The organism is Thalassococcus sp. BH17M4-6, from assembly GCF_049323015.1.
GTDB lineage: Bacteria > Pseudomonadota > Alphaproteobacteria > Rhodobacterales > Rhodobacteraceae > Puniceibacterium.
Window position 1 is genome coordinate 50,779 of the sequence record NZ_JBMPGU010000004.1, and the last position, 22,108, is coordinate 72,886.

A 22,108-nucleotide genomic window follows, 5' to 3' on the forward strand; every position below is an offset into this window, starting at 1 on the left:
GCGGGCGCGGCGCGGCCGCGGTTTTTCAGGACCAGCTGGGCAGACGGCGGGGGCCAGAATCTAGGCGCCGCTTGACACCGGCGCGGGGCGGGGCCAACGCTGCCGCCATGTTTGATCTGCGCCCCGTCGCCTATGTCATCGGCCTGCTTGTCGCCATTCTTGGGCTGACGATGCTGTTGCCGATGCTGGTCGATATCGCCGAAGGGCGCGGCGAATGGTACGTCTTTGCCGAGAGCAGCATCATCACCGTGACGGCGGGCGGGCTGATCGCGCTCGCCTCTGCCAATGCCGTGCGCGAAGGCTTGTCGATCCAGCAGACCTTTTTGCTGACCACCTCGGTCTGGGTGGCGCTGCCCTTGTTCGGGGCGTTGCCCTTTGTGCTGGGGGCGACCGAGGCGCGGTTCGTCGACGCGTTCTTCGAGGCGATGTCGGGTCTCACCACCACCGGATCGACGGTGTTCACCGGGCTTGAGGACCTGCCCAAGGGCCTGCTGCTGTGGCGGGGGCTGCTACAATGGCTGGGCGGCATCGGCATCATCGTCGTGGCCATGGTGTTCCTGCCCGAACTGCGCGTGGGCGGCATGCAGGTTTTCCGGTCCGAAGCATTCGAGACCATGGGAAAAATTCTGCCCCGCGCGGCCCAGATCGCGTCGAGTATCTCGACCATTTACGTCAGCCTCACGCTGGCCTGCGCGCTGGCCTATATCATCACGGGCATGAATGCCTTCGACGCCTCGGTGCACGCGCTGACGACAGTGTCGACGGGCGGATTTTCCAACTACGATGCGTCGTTCGGCACCTTCTCCGGCCCGGCGGAATACGTGGCGACGGTCTTCATGATCCTCGCGGCGCTGCCTTTCGTCCGCTATGTCCAGATGCTCAACGGCAACAACACCGCGCTGTTCAGCGACAGCCAGGTGCGGACCTTCATCGCGATCATCGCGGTGTTGGTTTTGGTGACAGTCACGGTCTTGCTCACCGTCTTTCCGCACCATCCCGAGCAGGCGCTGCGCGAGGCGCTGTTCAATATCAGCTCGATCATCACCGGCACCGGCTATGCCTCGGTCGATTACATGCTCTGGGGACCTTTACTGATCGCGCTGTTCTTCTTCATCGGGCTGATCGGGGGCTGTGCCGGATCGACCGCCTGTTCGGTCAAGGTTTTCCGGTATCAGCTGCTCTTCGCGTCGATCAAGGTGCAGCTGCGCAAGATCCGCGCGCCGCACGGCATCTTTACCCCGCGCTACGATGGCCGCGTGGTCGGCCATGACGTGCTGTCCTCGGTCATCTCGTTCTTTGTCTTCTTCGTGGTGACGCTGGGCATCGTGTCGGTGGCGCTGGGCATGACGGGGCTGGATTTCATCACCTCGGTTTCGGGTGCCGCCACGGCGCTGGCGAATGTGGGGCCCGGGCTGGGGCCGCAGATCGGGCCTGCGGGCAATTTCCAGGGACTCAACGATACCGCCAAGTGGATCCTCACCTTCTCCATGCTGATCGGCCGGCTGGAGCTTTTGGCGGTCTACGCGATCTTTACCGTGCGATTCTGGAGGACCTGATGCAACGACCCCTTGGCGCACAGATTTCGCACATGCTCAAGGCGCGCGGCGTCGACGTGATCTTTGGCATACCCGGCGTGCACAATGTCGAGATGTACCGCGGCATCGAAGAGGCCGGGATCGCCCATGTACTCGCGCGGCACGAACAGGGGGCGGGGTTCATGGCGGATGGCTATGCCCGCGCCACCGGACGGCCCGGGGTGGCCTATGTGATTACCGGGCCGGGGGTTCTGAACGCGCTGACGCCGCTGGGGCAGGCCTATTCGGATTCGGTACCGGTGCTGATGCTGTCCTCCTCGCTTGACGATGTCACATCGCAGCGTGGTCAGTTGCACCAGATGCGCGATCAGCGCGCGGCGGCGGAAACCGTTTGTGACTGGTCCGCCGAGGCGCGCGCGCCTGCGGCCGCCTACAGGCTCATCGACCGGGCGCTGTCGGAATTCGCCGCCTCGCGCCCCCGGCCCAAGGCGCTGAAGGTGCCGATCCCGGCACTGGGGGCGCTGGCTGATCCCGCGCCTGCACCGGCCGCCCCGGTGGCGCTGCCGCAGGCCAGCCATGCGCAGCTTTATGACGCCATCGAAGCGATCCTGGGGGCCAGGCGTCCGCTTTTCGTCTTTGGCGGCGGGGTGCGCGGCGGCGCGGTCGTGGACGTGCTGCGCCAGACCGGGGCCGCGTCCTTCACCACCTATGCCGGGCGGGGGCTGGTGCCGCCGGATCAGCCGCTGCATTTCGGCTCCTATCTCGCGCGGCCCGACTCGGCGTCGGTCTGCGCGCAGGCCGATCTGGTTGTGGCGCTTGGCACCGAACTCTCCGAGGTGGATCTCTGGCGTGACGCGTTGGGCCATGGGGGCCCGATGATCCGCGTCGACATCGACCCCGAGGTGCTGGCCGGCCTGCGCCCGGGCGACACCGGCATCCTTGGCGATGCCGCGGCGTTTCTGGATGCGATGGCCGTGGCGATCCCGGCCCGGGTCGAGGATCGCGCGCCCTGCTGGGACGCGGCAGAGGTGGCGCGGACCCGCGCCCGCTGGCGGGCCGAGGTGCAGGCCGAACGCCCCGGCGTGGTCGAGGTCAGCGACGCGCTGCGCGCGGTCATGCCCGAAGACGCGATGATATATTCCGACATGACGCAGTTCGCCTATGGCGCGAAAGAGGTCTGGGACATGCCGCGCCCGCATCATTGGCACCACCCTTTCGGATTTGGCACGCTGGGCTACGCGCTGCCCGCCGCCATCGGCGGGGCGGTTGCGCGGCGCGGGCGGCCCACGGTGGCGATCGCCGGGGATTACGGTTTTCAGTACACGCTGCAGGAACTGGGCACGGCGGTCGAACTGGGCCTCAGCCTGCCGATCCTGCTGTGGGACAATGCCAAGCTGGGCGAGATCGAGGATGCCATGGTCCGCAGCCAGATCGCGCCCAATGCCGTGGTCGCACGCAATCCGGATTTTCTGGCACTGGCAAAGGCTTATGGTGCGCGCGCGGCAGAGCCTGCGGATCTGTCAGCTCTGCAGTCGGCTTTGCTGGAGGCGTTCGAAGCGCCGGTGCCGACAGTCATTCGCATGACGCGGGATCTGGTATCCTGAGCCGTTGAAACGGCTGGTCCGCACCCGGCCCGAACAGCACCGAAGGTGCCGGGCCAGCGTCGGCCCGCCCCACCGGGCTGCCGCTTTGGCTGAGCTGGGCGAAAAGCGGCCCGGTCGTCCGGACATGGCCGACATAAAGCGCGCCGCCTAGCCCGCGGTGCGGCATCCCGCGGACCGCCGCCGGCCCGGCCCGGATAGGGCTCAGCCGATCTCTGCCAGACGCGCCAGCGCCGCCTTCAGCGCGGCCTCCTCCTCTTCGCGGGCGGCCAGGTTTTCGCGGGCTTCCTCGACCACCTCGTCAGGCGCGCTTTCTGCGAATTTGGGGTTGTTGAGCCGCCCCTTGAGGCCGCCGATTTCCTTGCCGAGCTTGCCAAGCGTCTTTTCCAGCCGCGCCTTTTCCTCTTCGATGTCGATCAGCCCCGCCAGCGGCATGCCGAAAGTGCCGCCCTCGACCGGGATGGTGACGCAGCCCTTGGGGAAGGCGTCGGTCTTTTCCAGCGACTCGATGCGTGCCAGCCGCTTGATGATGTCGGCGTTGCGATCCCAGGCGGCCTGACCGGCGGCGTCCAGATCGGTGACCAGCATCGGCACCTTGAGCCCGGCGGGCACATGCATCTGCGCGCGCGCCGACCGGGTGCCTTCGATGAGCGCGATCACCCAGGTCATTTCGCGGTCGGCCTCGCCCTCGAGCAGGTCGGCGGTGGTGTAGCTGGGCCAATCGGCGTGGATCAGCATCTTTTTCCGCTGGGCCAGGGTGCCCCACAGCTCTTCGGTGATGAAGGGCATGATCGGGTGCAGCAGGATCAGGCACTGATCCAGCACCCAGGCCATGGTCTGGCGCGTCTCGGCGATGACGGCGCTGTCATCAGAGGCGAAAAGCGGCTTGGAGAATTCCACGTACCAGTCGCAGACCTTCCCCCAGACAAACCCATAAAGCGCAAGCGCCGCGTCGTTGAAGCGGTAGTTTTCCAGCGCCGCGTCAACCTCTTCCCGGACCCGCGCGGTTTCGCCAAGAATCCAGCGGTTCGCGGTCTGGACGGGCTGCGGCAGGGCGTCGGTGCGCGCCTCGAAGACGCCGTTCATCTCGGCAAAACGGCAGGCGTTCCAAAGCTTGGTGCCGAAATTGCGGTAGCCCGCGATCCGCTGGGTGTCGAGCTTGAGCGTACCGCCAAGCGACGCCATCGCGGCATTGGTGAAGCGCAGCGCATCTGCGCCGAATTCATCGATGACATCGAGCGGATCAACGACGTTTCCAAGGCTCTTGGACATCTTCTTGCCCTTGGCGTCGCGAACCAGGCCGTGCAGGTAGACCGTATCGAACGGCACCTGATCCACCACCGTCAGCTGCATCATCATCATCCGCGCCACCCAGAAGAACAGGATGTCGGTGCCGGTCATCAGGGTCGAGGTGGGGAAATACTTCGCCAACTCTTCGGTGTCGTCCGGCCAGCCCAGCGTGCCGATGGGCCAGAGACCGGAGGAAAACCAGGTGTCGAGCACGTCGGGATCGCGGAAGAGCGGAATCGTCGCGGGCGCTTCGCGCTGCTGTATGCGGCCTTCGGTCCGCCAGTTGCCGACCAGATCCCCCAGCAGGTCGATGGCCGCGCGCTCGTCCTCGACGACGCGGAAATCCGCATCTTCGCCCCAAAGCACCTTGAGCTTGTCGATCGCCTCGGCCTCGGTCGCGGCGCAGACATGGTGCCATTCGTCGCCGCCCGTGGGCGCAGGGGCGTACCACACCGGAATCTGATGACCCCACCAGAGCTGGCGCGAGATGCACCAGGGTTCGATATTCTCGAGCCAATGAAAATAGACCTTGCGGTCGCGCTCGGGCAGGATGCGCGTATCGCCATTGCGCACCGCATCCAGCGCGGGCCCGACGATCTTGTCGGTGTCGACGAACCACTGATCGGTCAACATCGGTTCGATCACCACCTTCGAGCGGTCACCGAACGGCTGCATGATCGTCTTGGCCTCGACCAGCGGAACCAGCGTGTCCTCTCGCGCCTCGCCGCCCTCTTCGGGGGCGAGGGGTTTCTGCGCCGCCTTACCCAGCCGGGGATCGTTGGCCTGGGTCATCACGGCCAGACCTTCGGCGGTGATCTCTTCCACCACCCGTTTGCGCGCCTCGAACCGGTCGAGCCCGCGCAGGTGATCGGGGACAAGGTTGATCGCGTCGGCCTCTGCCTCGGTCAGGGTCGTCTCGCCCCGCGCGACGGCGAGGGCCTTTGCGGCCTCTTCGGCATAGGGGGCGCCATCGCCGCGCATCGCGGCGCGGGTGTCCATCAGCCGGTAGCACGGGATTTCGCCACGCTTGGCGACGCCATAGTCGTTGAAATCATGCGCGCCGGTGATCTTGACCGCGCCCGAGCCGAAGGCGGGATCGGGGTAATCGTCGGTGATGATCGGGATGAGGCGGCGATGTTCCTTTGGCCCCACGGGAATTTCGCACAGCTGCCCGACGATGGGGGCATAGCGTTCGTCTGACGGATGCACCGCCACCGCGCCGTCGCCCAGCATGGTTTCGGGCCGGGTGGTGGCGATGGAGATGTAGTCGCGCGTTTCGGTGAACAGGACATTCCCGTCCTCGTCCTTTTCAACGTATTCATAGGTGGCGCCACCGGCGAGCGGGTATTTGAAGTGCCACATGTGCCCGGCGGTGTCGATATTCTCGACCTCGAGATCGGAAATCGCCGTTTCGAACTGCGGGTCCCAGTTCACCAGCCGCTTGCCGCGGTAGATCAGCCCCTTGTCGTACATCTCGACAAAGACCTTGATGACCGCATCGTGGAAATTGCCCTCTTCGCCCTCGGGCGCGCCCGGGGCGCCGGACATGGTGAAGGCCTCGCGCGACCAGTCGCACGACGCGCCAAGGCGTTTGAGCTGACCGATGATGGTGCCGCGCGACTTGATCTTCTGCTGCCAGACCCGGGCCAAGAAGGCGTCGCGGCCCATGTGGCGGCGCGAGGGTTCTCCATTGGCGGCCATTTCGCGTTCGGTGACCATCTGCGTGGCGATGCCGGCATGGTCGGTGCCGGGCTGCCAGAGCGTGTCGAACCCCTGCATCCGCTTCCAACGCACCAGGATGTCCTGCAGCGTGTTGTTGAACGCATGGCCCATGTGCAGCGAGCCGGTGACGTTGGGCGGCGGGATCATGATCGAGAAGGGCGTGGCGCCGGGTTTCGCGTTGGCCCCGGCCTTGAAGGCGCCCGCGTCTTCCCAGGCCTTGTAAAGGCGCTGTTCGGCGGCGGCGGCGTCGAATGTCTTTTCCATCGGCATGGGTGATGCGTCCCGTCTGATCCTCTTTGGTGATCATCTAGCGAAGCATCGGGGCAAGGGAAAGGGTGGCGCCGCTTATCCGCCCGAATGGGCGTCTTCGCAGGGCAGCCCGCCATAAAAAAACGGCGACGCCAGGGAGGAGGAGAGGCGCCGCCGTTCTAGTACACGGAACCCCAGGGAGGAGGAGAGGGGCCCCGATCTTGGTTGGGCCCGTTCGGGCCCGGAATAAAAGGTGCGGCGACACCAGGGAGGAGGAACGGTGCCGCCGCAGTATCGACCAGCCCAGGGAGGAGGAGAGGGCCGCCGAACCGTTGTGGGAAGGGCCGCGAGGGGCCGGTCCCGGAATTTGGGTGCGGCGACGCCAGGGAGGAGGAGAGGCGCCGCCGCGGTATCGACCAGCCCAGGGAGGAGGAGAGGGCCGCCGAACCGTACGGGCGTGGTTTCACGCCCTATGGGGTTGTCCGCGTCGGATCAGTCGCCGTAGGCCGCTTGATAGGCGACGCGGTTGATTTCGGCGCGGGCCAGGCCCAGGTCGGCCAGGTCGCGGTCGGTCAGGGCCATCAGCTCGCCCCGGGTTGTCTTGAACACCTTGCGGCGGGCGGACCGTTCGCGCAGGCTATCGAACACGCCGTTCAGGCGCTGAAGTACGGCGTTCCGGCCGTGTGTCGCGGTGTAAGATGCAAATGCCATTGTGCTTGCCTCTCTCTCGTTGTCTTTTGCGCGGCGCCCCGACATGGAGCGGTGTGTTGCGCTGTTGACCTCAAGATGGGTCAGATGCTGCAGGTGCACAATGGGCTTTTGCGTCAATGCTGCTATGCAGCATTTGCATACGCGATTCTGACCTAAATTCAGCGGGTTGCCTGAATTGTGTGCGCTAACGAAACGGCCGTGGCGGGCCAGCGGGCGAAGCGCCGGTTTTGCTGGCGCAGATGCAAGGAGAATAGGCGTGGATGAAATGCGACGAGCTATCGAGGCAGCGCTGGCGCGGCTGGCGCTGCCGGACGGGGGCGATCTGATCGGGCGAAAGATGATTCGAGCCCTCAGCGTGGAGGCGGGCCAGGTCCGTTTCGTGATCGAGGCGCCGTCGCCCGAAACCGCCCGCCAGATGGAGCCGCTGCGCCGCGCCGCCGAGGCGGTGGTGGCGCAGGTGCCCGGGGTGACGGGCGTTTCGGCGGCGCTGACCGCGCATGGCCCGGCCCCCAAGGCGCCGTCACTGAAGATCGGTGGCCATCCCACGCCGCAGGCAGGTCCGATGAAACCGGCGGGGGTCAACCGCATCCTCGCGATCGGGTCGGGCAAGGGCGGGGTGGGCAAATCCACGGTGTCGTCGAACCTGGCTGTGGCCCTGGCTCGCGCCGGTCGCCGGGTCGGGCTGCTCGATGCCGATATATACGGTCCCAGCCAGCCGCGGATGATGGGGGCCAGCGGCAAACCGGCAAGCCCCGACGGCAAGATCATCGAGCCGCTGCACGCCCACGGGGTCACGCTGATGTCCATCGGCTTCATGCTGCCCGAGGACAAGGCCGTGGTCTGGCGCGGGCCGATGCTGATGGGGGCGCTGCAGCAGATGCTGGGGCAGGTCAACTGGGGCACACTGGATGTGCTGCTGGTCGATCTGCCGCCGGGCACCGGCGATGTGGCCATGACCCTGTGCCAGAAATCCGAGGTGTCGGGCGCCATCGTGGTATCGACCCCGCAGGACGTGGCGCTGCTGGATGCGCGCAAGGCGCTGGACATGTTCCGCACGCTCAAGACCCCGGTTCTGGGCCTGATCGAGAACATGTCGGTCTTTCACTGTCCGCATTGCGGCGGCGAAAGCCATATCTTCGGCCATGGCGGCGTCGCGGCCGAGGCGGAAAGGTTGGGCGTGCCGCTGCTGGCGGCGCTGCCCATCGACCTCGACACCCGCCTGGCGGGCGATGCCGGGGCGCCGGTGGCGGCGGGCGACGGTCCGGTGGCCCAGGCCTACCGGCAGCTGGCCGACGGTCTGGTGCGCGGCGGCATGGCCTGAGCGCACCGCACCACACACACTCTCTCTCTATATATATGCAGCGCTGCGGGACCATGCGGACCATGGGAAACCATGGGCCGCGCCTTGAGAGCGGCCACGGGAAACCGTGGGACAGTCTGTTCAGGTGGCGCCTGGTCTGCGAATCAAACTGGAATCATCGCGATTTTCCGGTTGATTCGGCCGAAATCTCGCGGTCTTTAGGGTCGAGCCGCAGGGTTTTCCGGTAGGGGAGGCAAATTTATTGGGAAATCGTGGGCCGCTGTGGTCAGGCCAAGCTGACACAATATATAGATATGAGTATTTGCCTAGCCACAACTTGTGCAGCGAATTGACCCAATTTTGCCTCTACATGTTGTTTTGCAGGGGTCTCTGAAACAACATCGGGTAGTCATTTCCCATAAAAAACAGTTGCCACCCACGAATTCCCATGCCATCCATAGTGCATCGAATGAGAGGCGGGAACGACGAAGGGGACGCCAAGACCCCGACGACTTCCAAAACAAAAAAGAAAACCGGCAGGTTTCATACAGGCCCCGACTTTCATCGACCAAGAGATCCGGCGCGCGAGCGAGCAGACATCCCCCCAGGTGGCGCGCGCAGCTGGACACCCCGCACAGCGGGACGAGGGCGGCGGGTTGATCAGTGGCAGCGGATCAACCCGTCGTTTTCATTTTCAGGGGGTCTTTATAAGGGACACACGGGACAGTGGGTCGCAGGTTCAGAGGTGAAAGCCACCACAAGGTGGATACGAAGGGCAGGGTGTCCATCCCGGCCTCTTTTCGCCGTGTGCTGGAAGCCTCAGACCCGAACTGGACCGAGGGGCTGAACCCCGAACTGGTCATCGTCTATGGCGATCACCGCCGCAAATACCTTGAATGCTACACGATGGAAGCCATCGAAGAGGTCGATGCCAAGATCGACGCTCTGCCGCGCGGCAGCAACGAGCGCAAGATGCTGCAGCGGCTGTTTCACGGACAAAGCTTTCCCACCACGGTGGATGAAACCGGGCGGCTTGTCCTCCCGGCCAAGCTGCGCTCGAAGATCGACCTGGACAACGAGGCGTTCTTTATCGCCAACGGCGATACCTTCCAGATCTGGAAGCCCGAAACCTACGAAGAAGAAGAGGTCGCCAAGACCGAGGAATGGCTGGATGAACTGCCGGAGGATTTCGATCCTCTGAGCTTCCTTGACGGCGTGCAGGGGGGCTAGTCATGGCGACCGAGGCGCATTCCCCGGAAAGCAAACCTCATGTGCCCGTTCTCTTGCGTCCGCTGTTGCGGGCGGTCGCGCCTGTAAAGGGCACCTGGATCGACGGCACATTCGGCGCGGGCGGCTATGCCCGCGGCCTGCTGGAGGCAGGGGCGGGCAGGGTCATCGGCATCGACCGTGATCCGCTGGCGCATCAGATGGCGGCGGACTGGATCGGCGACTATGCCGGGCGGCTGGAGTTGGCGCAGGCCAACTTCGCGCAGATGGACGAGGTGGCCAGTGGCGTCGACGGCGTGGTGCTGGATCTGGGTGTCAGTTCCATGCAGCTGGACCTTGCGGACCGCGGGTTTTCCTTCATGCGCGACGGGCCGCTTGACATGCGGATGAGCCAGGACGGTCCGTCTGCGGCCGACCTGGTCAACGAGGCGAGCGAGGAAGAGCTGGCCAATATCCTATACGTCTATGGCGAAGAACGCGCGTCCCGCCGTATCGCCAAGGCCATCGTCCGCGCGCGGGCCGAGGAACCGATCACCACGACCTTGCGGCTGGCGGGGTTGGTGGAATCCTGCCTGCCGCGCGCCAAGCCGGGACAATCTCACCCTGCGACGCGCAGCTTTCAGGCGCTGCGCATCGCGGTAAACGACGAATACGGCGCGCTTCACGAGGGGCTGATGGCCGCCGAACGCGCGCTGCGGCCCGGCGGCCTGCTGGCGGTGGTGAGCTTTCATTCGGTCGAGGACCGGATGGTCAAACGCTTTCTGCAGGTCCGCGCCGGTCAGACCGGCAATGCCAACCGCTATGCGCCTGTCATCGAAGAGGACGCGCCGCAATTTGAGCTTGTCACCCGCAAGGCCGTCGGGCCCGACGAGGACGAGCTTTCGGACAACCCGCGCGCGCGGTCCGCGAAGCTGCGCGTCGCCCGCCGGACCGACGCGCCAAGCGGCGGGATCGACGCAAAAACCATTGCCATGCCACAGCTTGGGGGAAAACGCTGATGCGCACGTTGCTGTATATGACAACCTTCATGGGCGTGATCGGGCTGGCCTTCTGGGCCTATCACGAAAACTACAAGACCCAGGCCACCCTGTCCGAGGTCGCGGATCTGCAACGCGACATCGGGGCCGCGCGCGAACGCATGGCGGTGCTGCGGGCCGAATGGGCCTATCTCAACCGGCCCGACCGTCTGCGCGATCTGGCCGACATCAACTTTGAACGGCTGGGCCTGCTGCCGCTGCGCCCGGATCAGTTCGGACGGGTCGATCAGATCGCCTATCCGCAGCCGCCCGAACTGCCCATCACCAACCCTGTCGACGTGTCCAGCGCAGGAGCACAAGAGCCATGATCCGCACCCCGCTGCGCCCGCTGGCGCGCATTCTCGAGGCCCGCCGCAACGGCGAAAACCCCGATGCCATTGAACGCGAAAACATCCGCATCCGGCATGAGCAGATGCGCGACAGGGCCCGGGTCCGGGCCGAGGGGCGGCTGCTGGTCATGGGTGTGCTGTTTTTCTGCGCCTTTACCGTTGTCGGCGCGCGCATGGGCCATCTTGCGGCGTCCGAACCGCAGGAGCCGCGCGCCCAGGCGGCGGGCGCGTCGATCGTGGCGCAGCGCGCCGACATCGTCGACCGGCACGGGCGCGTCCTGGCCACCAACATGGAAACCCACAGCCTTTATGCGCATCCCCAGCAGATGATCGAACCGGAACGCGCCGCTGCGGCGCTGGCGGAAATCTTTCCCGATCTGGATGAAAAGCGTCTGCTGAAGGACTTTACCGGAGAGCGCAAGTTCCTGTGGGTGCGCAAGAAACTCAGCCCCGAACAGAAGCAGCTGGTGCACGACATCGGTGAACCGGGGCTGCTGTTCGGCCCGCGCGAAATGCGGCTTTATCCCAACGGGCCGCTGGCGGCACATGTTCTGGGCGGGTCGAGCTTTGGCCGCGAGGGCGTGCATTCGGCCGAGGTCATCGGCACCGCGGGGATCGAGAAATACCTCGATGAAACCCTGCGCGATCCGGCCCGCAAAGGCGCGCCGTTGGAGCTGTCGCTGGACCTGACCGTGCAGGCGGCGATGGAGCGGGTGCTTTACGGCGGCATGAAGCTCATGAACGCCAAGGGCGCGGCCGCGGTGCTGATGGATGTGCATACGGGCGAGGTGATCTCGATCGCGAGCCTGCCGGATTTCGACCCCAACCAGCGCCCCCGCGCCGCCATCGAGGGCAACCCCAGCGACAGCCCGCTTTTCAACCGGGCGGTGCAGGGCGTCTATGAACTTGGCTCGACCTTCAAGATTTTCACTGCCGCACAGGCGATGGAACTGGGGCTGGTCAACGCGCACACGGTGATCGACACCAAGCCGCCGATGAAGGTCGGCGGCCACCGGATCGGCGAATTCAACGGCAAGAACTACGGCGAACAGACGGTCGAGGGCATCATCGTACACAGCTCGAACCGTGGCACGGGCAAGCTGGCGCTGGCCATCGGGCCGAAGCGGCAGCAGGACTTTCTGAAAAGCCTGGGCTTTTTCGAACCCACCCCGTTCGAGATCGTGGAAGCCAAGGGCGGCGCGCCGCTTTTGCCACAGCGCTGGACCGATCTGAGCACGGTTACCATCTCTTACGGCCACGGCATCAGCACCTCGCCGCTGCACCTGGCGGCAGGCTATTCTGCCATCGCCAACGGCGGGCGTGTGGTCAAGCCGACGCTGCTGAAACAGCGCGGCCATCAGATGGGCGAACGCGTGCTGTCCGAAGAAACCGCCGCCGCCGCACGGGTGATGCTGCGCAAGGTGGTGACCGAAGGCACGGCGAGCTTTGGCGAAGTTCCGGGCTATCACGTGGGCGGCAAGACCGGCACGGCGGACAAACCCAAGGAACGCGGCGGCGGCTATTACAAGGACAAGGTCATCGCGACCTTCGCCACCATGTTCCCCGCGCACAAACCCGAATACGTGCTGATCGTGACGCTGGACGAACCGGTGGAAACCTCGGGCTCCAAGCCGCGGCGCACCGCGGGCTGGACGGCGGTGCCGGTGGCGGCGGAAATGATCGGGCGCATCGCCCCGCTTCTGGGCTTGCGTCCGCAGGTCGAACCGGGCCAAGTGGCAGGCATCGTTCTGACGGGGAACTGATCTGGCATTGTCCCCTGTCGACGACCGGGAATTGTGCAAGATAGACGCCGGGGGTGGCGATGGGCGATCAGGTGAAATCCTTGGCAGAGCTGGGCCTGACGGCGCGCGCGGGCCGCGAGGCACGCGTGACAGGGTTGGCTTTGGACAGCCGCGAGGTGAAGGACGGATATCTGTTCGCGGCCCTTCCCGGCACCCGGGTGCATGGCGGCGAATATATCCAGTACGCCCTACGCATGGGGGCGGCTGCGATCCTCACGGATGCCGAAGGCGCCCGGATCGCGCAGGACGAACTGGCCGCTTCGGACGCGGCATTGGTCATCGCCGCCGATCCGCGCCAGGCGCTGGCCTTTACCGCCGCCCTGTGGTTCGGCGTGCAGCCCGACACGGTTGTCGCCGTCACCGGCACGAACGGCAAGACCTCGGTCGCGACCTTCGTGCGCCACATCTGGCAGGAACTGGGCCTGCGCGCGGTCAATGTCGGCACCACCGGGGTCGAGGGCGACTGGCAGACGCCGCTGAAACACACCACGCCGGAACCCATCACCCTGCACCGGGTGCTGGCCGGTGCGGCGCAGGCCGGTGTCGATCACGCCGCGATGGAGGCGTCGAGCCACGGGCTGGAACAGCGGCGGCTTGATGGCGTGACGCTCAAGGCCGCGGGCTTTACCAATTTCACCCAGGATCATCTGGATTATCACGCGAGCTTTGAGGATTACTTTGCCGCCAAGGCCGGGCTTTTTGCCCGGGTGCTGGGCGAAGACGGCACCGCGGTCGTCAACATCGACGACCCGCGCGGGGTGGACATGGCCGCCATCGCAAAGGCGCGCGGGCAGGCGCTGATCACCGTGGGCGGGGCGGAAGGCGCGGACATGTGCCTGATGGCGCAGCGTTTTGACGCCACGGGGCAGGAGGTGCGCGTGCGCTGGAACGCCTCTGTCCGGCAGCTTCGGCTGAACCTCATCGGCGGGTTCCAGGGGGAAAACGTGCTGCTGGCGGCGGCCCTGGCCATCGCCTGCGGGGCCGAGGCCGATCAGGTCTTCGGGGTGCTGCCGCTTCTGGGCACGGTGCGGGGCCGAATGCAACTGGCCGCGACGCGCGACAATGGAGCGGCGGTCTTTGTCGACTACGCCCACACGCCCGACGCCGTGGAAACCGCGCTGCAGGCGCTGCGCCCGCATGTGATGGGGCGGTTGGTGGCCATCGTTGGCGCGGGCGGCGACCGGGACGCGGGCAAACGGCCGCTGATGGGGCAGGCGGCGGCAGAGAACGCCGATCTGGTGATCGTGACCGACGACAACCCCCGGACCGAGGACCCCGCCAGCATCCGTGCCGCGGTGCTGGCAAGCGCGCCCGACGCGATCGAGGTCGGCGACCGCGCCGAGGCGATCCTGCGCGGCATCGACGCGCTGGAACCCGGCGATGCCCTGCTGATCTGCGGCAAGGGGCACGAGACCGGCCAGATCGTCGGTGAAACCGTGTTTCCCTTCGACGATGCCGAACAGGCCAGCGTTGCCGTGGCGGCGCTGGACGGGAGGTTGGCATGACATTTCCAAGGCCTGTGTTCGCGTCTGCGGTCGGATGCCTCCGGCGGGAGTGTATTTGCCAAGAAGAAGCTGGGAGCCGGTCATGAGCCTTTGGACGCGGGACGAGGCGGTGGCCGCGACGGGCGGTCGGTCCGAGGCTGACTGGCAGGCCAACGGCGTGTCCATCGACACCCGCACGCTGCGGCCCGGCGATCTGTTCGTGGCGCTCAAGGCTGCGCGTGACGGGCATGATTTCGTGGCCCAGGCGTTGGACAAGGGCGCGGCGGCGGCACTGGTCAGCCATGTGCCCCAAGGCGTCGCGGCGGATGCGCCGCTTCTGCTGGTGGACGATGTGCTCCGGGGGCTCGAGGCACTGGGCCGCGCGGCCCGCGCCCGGACGCAAGCCCGGGTCGTCGGCGTCACCGGGTCGGTCGGCAAGACCTCGACCAAGGAAATGCTGCGCACCGTTCTGGGCGGTCAGGGGCGCGTGCATGCCGCCGAGGCGAGCTACAACAACCATTGGGGTGTGCCGCTGACCCTGGCGCGGATGCCGCTCGACACTGAATTCGCGGTGATCGAGATCGGCATGAACCACCCCGGTGAGATCGCGCCGCTGTCGCGCATGGCCCGCCCGCACGTGGCCATCGTCACCATCGTGGCGCCTGCGCATCTGGCCGCCTTTGAAAGCCTTGCCGGGATAGCCGAGGAAAAAGCGTCGATTTTCGAGGGGCTTGAGCCGGACGGCGTGGCCGTGATCAATGGCGATCTTGCGACCAGCGCGCAGATGATCGCCAAGGCCGAAACCTGCGGCGCCCGCGTCGTGACCTTTGGCGAAACGCCCGACTGCACCGCCCAGGTGACCGACGTGCGGATCGGCGACGCCACGACCGTCGTGCGCGCCGACATGGACGGACAGTCACTGCTTTACAAGGTGGCGGTGCCGGGGCGGCATTTTGCGGTGAACGGCATGGCGGTGCTGGCGGCGGGGCAGGCGCTTGGCCTCGATCCGGCGCTGATGCTGGCCGATCTGGGCCGATGGCACCCCGGCGCGGGCCGCGGCCAGCGCGAGGTCGTGACGCTGGATGCGGTGGACAGCCGGATGACGCTGGAACTGATCGACGACGCCTACAACGCCAACCCCGCGTCGATGGCCGCGGCGCTCGAGGTGCTGGCGGCGGCCGAGGTCACCCATGACATCGGCCGGGTCAGTCGCGGGCGCCGGATCGCCATTCTGGGCGACATGAAGGAACTGGGCCGTACCGAGACAGAGTTGCATGCGGCCTTGGCCGCGCATGCCGCGATGGACCGGATCGACATGGTGCATTGCGTGGGCCCGCTGATGCAGAACCTCTTTGAGGCCCTGCCAGAGGCCAAGCGCGGGCGGCACGTGGCCAGCGCTGAAGAGATGGTCCGGGGACTGTCCCGTCACCTTGATGCCGGCGACGTGGTGCTGGTCAAGGCCAGCCTGAGTACGGGATTGGGGCGCGTGGTTGACGCGATACGGAAAATGGGCCAAGCCCCGGGGCTGAACGACGCGGAAGGGACCTGAGACATGCTGTTTTGGCTGACGGAACTGTCGGATGGCGGCGACGTCTTCAACCTCTTCCGCTACATCACCTTTCGCGCGGGCGGCGCGTTTCTGACCGCGCTGATCTTCGGCTTCATCTTCGGGCCGCCGCTGATCAACGTGTTGCGCCGCCATCAGGGCAAGGGCCAGCCGATCCGCACCGACGGGCCCGAGGGTCATTTCATCAAGGCGGGCACGCCGACCATGGGCGGGCTGCTGATCGTCGGTGCGCTGCTGACCTCGACCCTGCTGTGGGCGCGGCTCGACAACCCCTATATCTGGATGGTGCTCTTCGTCACTATGTCCTTTGCCGCCATCGGGTTCGCCGACGACTATGCCAAGGTGGCCAAGCAAAATTCCGCGGGCGTGTCCGGCAAGGTGCGGCTTTTGCTGGGGTTTATCATCGCGGGCGTGGCCGGGTTCTGGGCCGCGACCTATCATCCTGCGGAGCTGAGCTATGAGCTGGCGCTGCCGGTCTTCAAGGACACGCTGATCCATCTGGGGATGTTCTTTGTCCCCTTCGCGATGATCGTGATCGTCGGATCGGCCAATGCGGTGAATCTGACCGACGGGCTTGACGGGCTGGCGATCATGCCGGTGATGATCGCGGCCTCGACCCTGGGTGTCATTGCCTATGCGGTGGGGAGGGTCGACTTCACAGATTACCTCGACGTGCATTACGTGCCGGGCACCGGCGAGATTCTGATCTTCACCGCCGGAATCGTCGGCGGGGGGCTGGGGTTCCTGTGGTACAACGCCCCGCCTGCGGCCGTCTTCATGGGCGACACCGGGTCGCTGGCGCTTGGTGGCGCGCTGGGGGCCATTGCGGTCGCCACCAAGCACGAGATCGTGCTGGGCATCGTCGGCGGGCTTTTCGTGGTCGAGGCCCTGTCGGTCATCATCCAGGTGCTTTATTTCAAACGCACCGGCAAGCGCGTCTTTCTGATGGCGCCGATTCATCACCACTACGAGAAGAAGGGCTGGGCCGAACCGCAGATCGTGATCCGGTTCTGGATCATCTCGCTGATCCTCGCCATCATCGGGCTGGCCACGCTGAAAGTCCGCTAGGGTGGCCGAGGCCGGCATCGAGGCGCCGCAACTGGGCGGCGCGGCGCGCCCCGGGCTCTGCACAGATTGCGGCGTGTCGCGCATCGGTAATGGCAAGGCCTGCGGAAAGGCGTGCCAATTCATCCAGCCGGACTATCCAGCGATTGAGCGGCGCGTGCACGGGCGCACTGCCGATGCGGCGCGCGGCGACGATGTATTCTTTGGCGTGACCGCGCGGATGCTGCGGGCGCGGCTCGACCCGCCCGCGCCGGGCGCGCAGTGGACGGGCCTGACCACGGCGCTGGCGGCAGAGCTTTTGCGAAGCGGCGCGGTCGATGCGGTTCTGGCGACGGCGCCCGACCCCGAGGACCGATGGAAACCCCTGCCGGTGCTGGTGACAAAGCCCGAGGCCATGGCGCAGTGTCGCGGCATGCGCATGGGCTTTGGCCCCTTGCTGGCGCTGCTGGAACCGGCGCGTGCGGCGGGGCACCGGCGCATCGCGGTGGTGGGCATCCCCTGTCAGATCTACGCGCTGCGGGCGCTTGAGGCGGAACTGGGGTTCGAGGCGATCACCGTGATCGGCACACCCTGTTCCGACAACACGACGACCGAGAATTTTCACAAGTTTCTGGGGCTTCTGGACGAAAAGCCCGACACCGTGTCGTACCTTGAATTCCGCGCCGACTACCGGGTCGAGCTGCGCTTTGACGACGGGCGCAAGCCGCGATTCATTCCGTTCCTGCAATTGCCGATCTCGGACCTGCCGCCGGATTTCTTTCCTATGACCTGCAAGACCTGCGTCGATTACACCAACCGGCTGGCCGACATCACCGTGGGCTACATGGGCGGCGATGGCGACCAGTGGTTGATCGTGCGCAATGCGCGCGGAGCCGAGGTGCTGGACCGACTTGGATCAAGGCTGCGGATCAAGCCGCTGACGGACAAGGGAAAACGCGGTGGCGCAGTGCGCGGTTTCATGGCCAACACCGAACGCGCGGCGGGCGGGCTGCCTTTGCGCCGGATGCCGGACTGGCTGCGCCCCGTGGTGTCGTTCCTGCAGCCGCGCACCGGGCCGCGCGGGCTGGAATTTGCCCGTGCGCGGGTCGAGATGAAGGCGATCGAGACGGTCCTGCACCTGCGCCGCGCCTTTCCCGCACGCGTGAAGAACATGGTGCCCGGCCATGTCTGGCAGGTCGCGGCGCGGTACGGCCTTGTGCCCCGCGACGATGAGCAGCGGGATTGTGAGCCCCCTGCGAAATAGGCTATCGCTGCGGCAAATGGCGGGGGGAGGGTACGATGATACCGGTACAGGGATTTGACGGGCAAAACGTGGCGGTGCTGGGCCTGGGCCGGTCGGGCCTTTCGGCGGCGCGCAGCCTGCGCGACGGCGGCGCGGTGCCTATCTGCTGGGATGACAGCGCCGCCGCCCGCGCGGTGGCCGAGGGGGAGGGGCTGACCTGCCGCGACCTGAGCAAGCCGGGCGCCTTCGACGATGTCGCTTGGCTGATCGTCAGCCCCGGCATCCCGCATCTATATCCCGCGCCCAACCCCGTGATCGCCGCCGCCTGGGCTGCAGGCGTGCCCGTCGATAATGATATCGGGCTGTTCTTTCAGTCGCTTGCAGGCCAAGCCTGGGATGAGTTCGACACCATCCCCAAGGTCATTGCCGTGACCGGATCGAACGGCAAATCGACGACCGCCGCCCTGATCCACCATATCCTGACGGCGTCGGGGCGCGAGAGCCAGCTTGCGGGCAACATCGGGCGCGGTGTGTTGGACATCGACCCGCCGGGCAACGGCGGCGTGGTTGTGCTGGAGCTGTCGTCCTATCAAACCGATCTGGCGCGCGCGCTGACGCCGGATGTGGCGGTCTTCACCAACCTCAGCCCCGACCATCTGGACCGGCACGCGGGCCTGGGCGGGTATTTCGCGGCCAAGCGCCGACTTTTCGCAGAAGGCGGGCCAGACCGCGCAATAATTGGCGTGGACGAGGATGAAGGCCGGTATATGGCCAACCAGCTGAGCGCGGGGCGCGGTGACGACAGGGTGATCCGGATCTCTTCGGCGCAAAAGCTCAGCGGGCCGGGCTGGGACGTGTTCGCGCTCAAGGGGTTCCTGAGCGAATGGCGCAAGGGCAAGCAGGTGGCGTCCATCGACCTGCGCCAGATCAAGAGCCTGTCGGGCGAGCACAACCACCAGAACGCCTGCGCGGCCTATGCGGCCTGCCGCACGCTGGGCCTTGCGCCGCGCCAGATTGAAGCCGCCTTTGCCAGTTTCGCGGGCCTGCCGCATCGCAGCCAGATCATCGCGGAACGCGGCGGCGTGACCTTCGTGAACGACAGCAAGGCGACGAATGTCGATTCTGCGCTCAAGGCGCTGCTGGCGTTCAGGAATATCCGCTGGATCTGCGGCGGCCTGCAGAAAGAGGGCGGGCTTGAGCCGCTGGCGGCGGGCTTCGGCAACGTGCTACGGGCCTATGTCATCGGGCGCGAGGCCAGCGCCTTTGCGCTTGGCCTGCCGGGTGTGGAGACCGAGATTTGCACCACCATGCAGGCCGCCGTGGCGAAGGCTGCCGCTGATGCGCAGCCCGGCGACACGGTGCTGCTGGCCCCGGCAGCGGCCAGTTTCGATCAATACGACAGCTTCGAAAAGCGCGGGGAGGATTTTATCGCTCAGGTTCAGACGGTTGCGGAGCGGTCCTGAGCGATGCTTTGCCCTGCAGCCCAACCCGACGACCAGGCCCACTGGAAGTTGTAGCCGCCGAGCCAGCCGGTGACATCCAAGGCCTCTCCGATAAAATAGAGGCCGGGAATGGTCTTTGACATCATCGTCTTGGACGACAATCCTGCGGTATCCACGCCGCCCAGCGTCACCTCGGCCGTGCGGTAGCCCTCTGATCCCGAGGGCGTCAGCATCCAGCGGTGCAGATGCCCGCAAAGCTCAAGGATGCGCGGGTCGGACAGATCGCCAAGGTTGCCCGACAGATCAAGCTGTTGCGCCAGATAATCGACCAGCCGCGCGGGCAGGTGGCGGGCCAGTTCCGTGGTCAGGCTGCGCTTGCCTTCGCTACGGCGCTTGTCGCGCAGGATCTCTGCCAGCGGCGTGTCGGGCAGCAGGTCCACCGCGACGGCTTCGCCCTCGTGCCAGTAGCTTGACGCCTGCAACACCGCGGGCCCCGACAGACCCCGATGGGTGAAAAGCAGCGCCTCGTCAAAGCTGGCCCCGCCAGCGGCCACGCGCGACGGGCAGGCCACCCCCGACAGCGGCGCAAAGCGGCCTTCGGCAAAGGTCAGCGGCACGAGGCCGGGGCGGGTGTCGGTCAGCGTGTGTCCGAACTGCCGCGCGATGTCATAGGCCAGGCCCGTCGCGCCCATCTTGGGGATGGACTTTCCACCCGTGGCAACCACAAGGTTTTGGCATTCGATATCAATGACCTGTCCGTCCTTCTCAACCTTTGCGGCAAAGCCGCGGTCGGTCTGAGAAAGCGAGGTCAGCCGCGTTTGCAACCAAAGCTCGGCCAGATTCATTTCGGACCGCAGCATGCGGATGATGTCCTTGGCCGAGGTGTCGCAGAAAAGCTGCCCCAGCGTCTTTTCATGCCAGGGAATGCCGTGTTTCTGCACCAGATCGAGGAAATCCCATTGGGTATAGCGGCTGAGCGCGCTTTTTGGGAAATGCGGATTCCTGCCCAGAAAACACGAGGGATCGCAGTGCATGTTGGTGAAATTGCAGCGCCCGCCGCCAGAGATGCGGATTTTTTCGCCCGGTGCCTTGGCGTGGTCGATGATCAGCGTGCCGGGCCCGCTGTGGGCGGCGCACATCATGCCGGCGGCCCCGGCGCCAAGGATGAGGGTGGTGATCTGCATGGCCCCGCAGGGACCACGCGCGGCGCGCCAGCGCAAGTCACAACTGCGCCGCAGCTAGTGCCAGTTTGCAAAGTTCTTGTAGCGAGCGGGGCGCAAATTCGCTAGACTTGCGGACAGACCCGGAAAAACGGGCGGTGTGAGGCAGTGAAGGCGGTCATTTCATGACAGAGATGGTGTATGGCACGGTCCCCGTGCGCGATGGCGAACCGGTTTTGCCCAAATGGTGGCGGACGGTCGACAAATGGTCCTTGTCCTGCATCCTGATCCTTTTCGGCATCGGTTTGCTGCTGGGCCTTGCCGCATCGCCCCCGCTGGCCGAGCGCAACAACCTGCAACCCTTTCACTATGTCCAGCGGCAGGCCTTTTTCGGTGGGCTGGCGCTGACCGTGATGTTCCTGATGTCGCTGATGTCACCGCTGATCGTGCGCCGGGTGGCGGTGATCGGCTTTCTGGTGGCCTTCGTGGCGCTGGCGCTGTTGCCGATCTTCGGCACGGACTTCGGTAAAGGGGCGGTGCGCTGGTATTCGCTGGGCTTTGCATCGCTGCAGCCGTCGGAATTCCTCAAACCCGGGTTCGTCGTCGTGGCGGCCTGGATGATGGCCGCAAGCCAGGACATCAACGGTCCGCCGGGCAAGACATGGTCCTTCGCGCTGGCGGTGGCGATCGTGCTGATGCTGGCCTTGCAGCCCGATTTCGGTCAGGCCTGTCTGGTGCTCTTCGGCTGGGGTGTGATGTACTTCGTGGCGGGCGCGCCGATGCTGCTGCTTGTGGGGATCGCCGGGCTGGTGGTGGTCGCGGGCACCGTTGCCTATGACAATTCCGAGCACTTCGCCCGCCGCATCGACGGGTTCCTGAATCCCGAGGTCGATCCGACCACGCAGCTGGGATATGCCACCAACGCGATCCAGGAAGGCGGGTTCTTCGGCGTCGGCGTGGGCGAGGGGCAGGTGAAATGGTCGCTGCCCGATGCCCATACCGATTTCATCATCGCCGTCGCGGCCGAGGAATACGGGCTGGTTCTGGTGCTCTGCATCATCGCGCTTTACACCGCCATCGTCGTGCGCAGCCTGGTGCGACTGATGCGCGAACGCGATCCGTTCATCCGGCTGGCGGGCACAGGGCTGGCCTGCATGTTCGGCGTGCAGGCGATGATCAACATGGGCGTCGCGGTGCGGCTGCTGCCGGCCAAGGGCATGACGCTGCCCTTCGTCAGCTACGGCGGATCCTCGCTTATCGCGGGCGGAATCGCCGTCGGCATGCTCTTGGCCTTTACACGTGTGCGTCCGCAGGGCGAGATAGGCGACATTCTGCGGGGCAGGCCGCGATAGCAAAGGGAGGTGG

The 22,108-nt window shown here is 65.8% G+C and carries 16 protein-coding genes; 13 read left to right on the forward strand and 3 right to left on the reverse strand.

Features of this window, described 5'->3' with window-relative positions; translation table 11 throughout:
• Positions 1-107 precede the first annotated feature (107 nt).
• Positions 108-1,556: a TrkH family potassium uptake protein gene (locus ACOXXX_RS07155; protein ID WP_422825876.1), complete on the forward strand. Its 1,449-nt coding sequence runs from the start codon at positions 108-110 to the stop codon at positions 1,554-1,556.
• Positions 1,556-3,139, forward strand: a complete 1,584-nt coding sequence (locus ACOXXX_RS07160; RefSeq protein ID WP_422825877.1) for a thiamine pyrophosphate-binding protein — start codon at positions 1,556-1,558, stop codon at positions 3,137-3,139. The genes ACOXXX_RS07155 and ACOXXX_RS07160 overlap by 1 nt, the downstream gene beginning before the upstream one ends.
• A gap of 201 nt (positions 3,140-3,340) precedes the next feature.
• On the opposite strand, the gene ACOXXX_RS07165 is transcribed toward ACOXXX_RS07160, so the two are convergent.
• Both ACOXXX_RS07165 and ACOXXX_RS07170 read right to left on the reverse strand, forming a co-directional pair.
• Positions 3,341-6,418, reverse strand: a complete 3,078-nt coding sequence (locus ACOXXX_RS07165; RefSeq protein WP_422825878.1) for a valine--tRNA ligase — start codon at positions 6,416-6,418, stop codon at positions 3,341-3,343.
• A gap of 471 nt (positions 6,419-6,889) precedes the next feature.
• Entirely contained in the window at positions 6,890-7,108 is a 219-nt protein-coding gene (locus ACOXXX_RS07170) for a DUF1127 domain-containing protein (protein ID WP_422825879.1), read from the reverse strand.
• 265 nt (positions 7,109-7,373) lie between these two features.
• Between ACOXXX_RS07170 and ACOXXX_RS07175 the strand changes: the two genes are divergently transcribed.
• The 10 genes from ACOXXX_RS07175 (at position 7,374) to murD (ending at position 19,604) form a co-directional block, all read left to right on the forward strand.
• Positions 7,374-8,429 carry an Mrp/NBP35 family ATP-binding protein gene (locus ACOXXX_RS07175; protein WP_422826168.1) on the forward strand — a complete coding sequence of 352 codons (1,056 nt, stop codon included), beginning with the start codon at positions 7,374-7,376 and terminating at the stop codon, positions 8,427-8,429.
• Positions 8,430-9,134: 705 nt separating this feature from the next.
• Positions 9,135-9,638 (forward strand): division/cell wall cluster transcriptional repressor MraZ, encoded by a 504-nt coding sequence (gene mraZ / locus ACOXXX_RS07180; RefSeq protein ID WP_422825880.1) that lies wholly within the window; start codon positions 9,135-9,137, stop codon positions 9,636-9,638.
• Between the two features lie 2 nt (positions 9,639-9,640).
• Positions 9,641-10,633: a 16S rRNA (cytosine(1402)-N(4))-methyltransferase RsmH gene (rsmH, locus tag ACOXXX_RS07185; protein ID WP_422825881.1), complete on the forward strand. Its 993-nt coding sequence runs from the start codon at positions 9,641-9,643 to the stop codon at positions 10,631-10,633.
• On the forward strand, positions 10,633-10,980 hold the full coding sequence (ftsL, locus tag ACOXXX_RS07190) for a cell division protein FtsL (RefSeq protein WP_422825882.1): 348 nt from the start codon (positions 10,633-10,635) through the stop codon (positions 10,978-10,980). Before rsmH ends, ftsL begins: the two co-directional genes overlap by 1 nt.
• Entirely contained in the window at positions 10,977-12,764 is a 1,788-nt protein-coding gene (locus tag ACOXXX_RS07195) for a peptidoglycan D,D-transpeptidase FtsI family protein (RefSeq protein WP_422825883.1), read from the forward strand. The genes ftsL and ACOXXX_RS07195 overlap by 4 nt, the downstream gene beginning before the upstream one ends.
• 59 nt (positions 12,765-12,823) lie before the next feature.
• On the forward strand, positions 12,824-14,308 hold the full coding sequence (locus tag ACOXXX_RS07200) for a UDP-N-acetylmuramoyl-L-alanyl-D-glutamate--2,6-diaminopimelate ligase (RefSeq protein ID WP_422825884.1): 1,485 nt from the start codon (positions 12,824-12,826) through the stop codon (positions 14,306-14,308).
• Between the two features lie 82 nt (positions 14,309-14,390).
• Positions 14,391-15,836, forward strand: a complete 1,446-nt coding sequence (locus ACOXXX_RS07205) for a UDP-N-acetylmuramoyl-tripeptide--D-alanyl-D-alanine ligase (protein WP_422825885.1) — start codon at positions 14,391-14,393, stop codon at positions 15,834-15,836.
• 3 nt (positions 15,837-15,839) lie between these two features.
• The gene (gene mraY, locus ACOXXX_RS07210; RefSeq protein ID WP_422825886.1) at positions 15,840-16,922 is read left to right on the forward strand and encodes a phospho-N-acetylmuramoyl-pentapeptide-transferase; all 1,083 of its coding nucleotides are present in this window, start codon (positions 15,840-15,842) and stop codon (positions 16,920-16,922) included.
• A gap of 1 nt (position 16,923) precedes the next feature.
• Positions 16,924-18,162, forward strand: a complete 1,239-nt coding sequence (locus ACOXXX_RS07215; protein WP_422825887.1) for a Coenzyme F420 hydrogenase/dehydrogenase, beta subunit C-terminal domain — start codon at positions 16,924-16,926, stop codon at positions 18,160-18,162.
• Positions 18,163-18,197: 35 nt separating this feature from the next.
• A complete protein-coding gene (gene murD / locus ACOXXX_RS07220) occupies positions 18,198-19,604 on the forward strand; it encodes a UDP-N-acetylmuramoyl-L-alanine--D-glutamate ligase (RefSeq protein ID WP_422825888.1) in 1,407 nt (468 codons plus the stop codon).
• Here the strand turns inward: murD and ACOXXX_RS07225 are convergent.
• Positions 19,580-20,767 carry an NAD(P)/FAD-dependent oxidoreductase gene (locus tag ACOXXX_RS07225; RefSeq protein WP_422825889.1) on the reverse strand — a complete coding sequence of 396 codons (1,188 nt, stop codon included), beginning with the start codon at positions 20,765-20,767 and terminating at the stop codon, positions 19,580-19,582. The two genes, murD and ACOXXX_RS07225, sit on opposite strands and share 25 nt — an antisense overlap.
• 161 nt (positions 20,768-20,928) lie before the next feature.
• Between ACOXXX_RS07225 and ftsW the strand changes: the two genes are divergently transcribed.
• A complete protein-coding gene (gene ftsW / locus ACOXXX_RS07230; protein WP_422825890.1) occupies positions 20,929-22,095 on the forward strand; it encodes a putative lipid II flippase FtsW in 1,167 nt (388 codons plus the stop codon).
• Positions 22,096-22,108 lie beyond the last annotated feature (13 nt).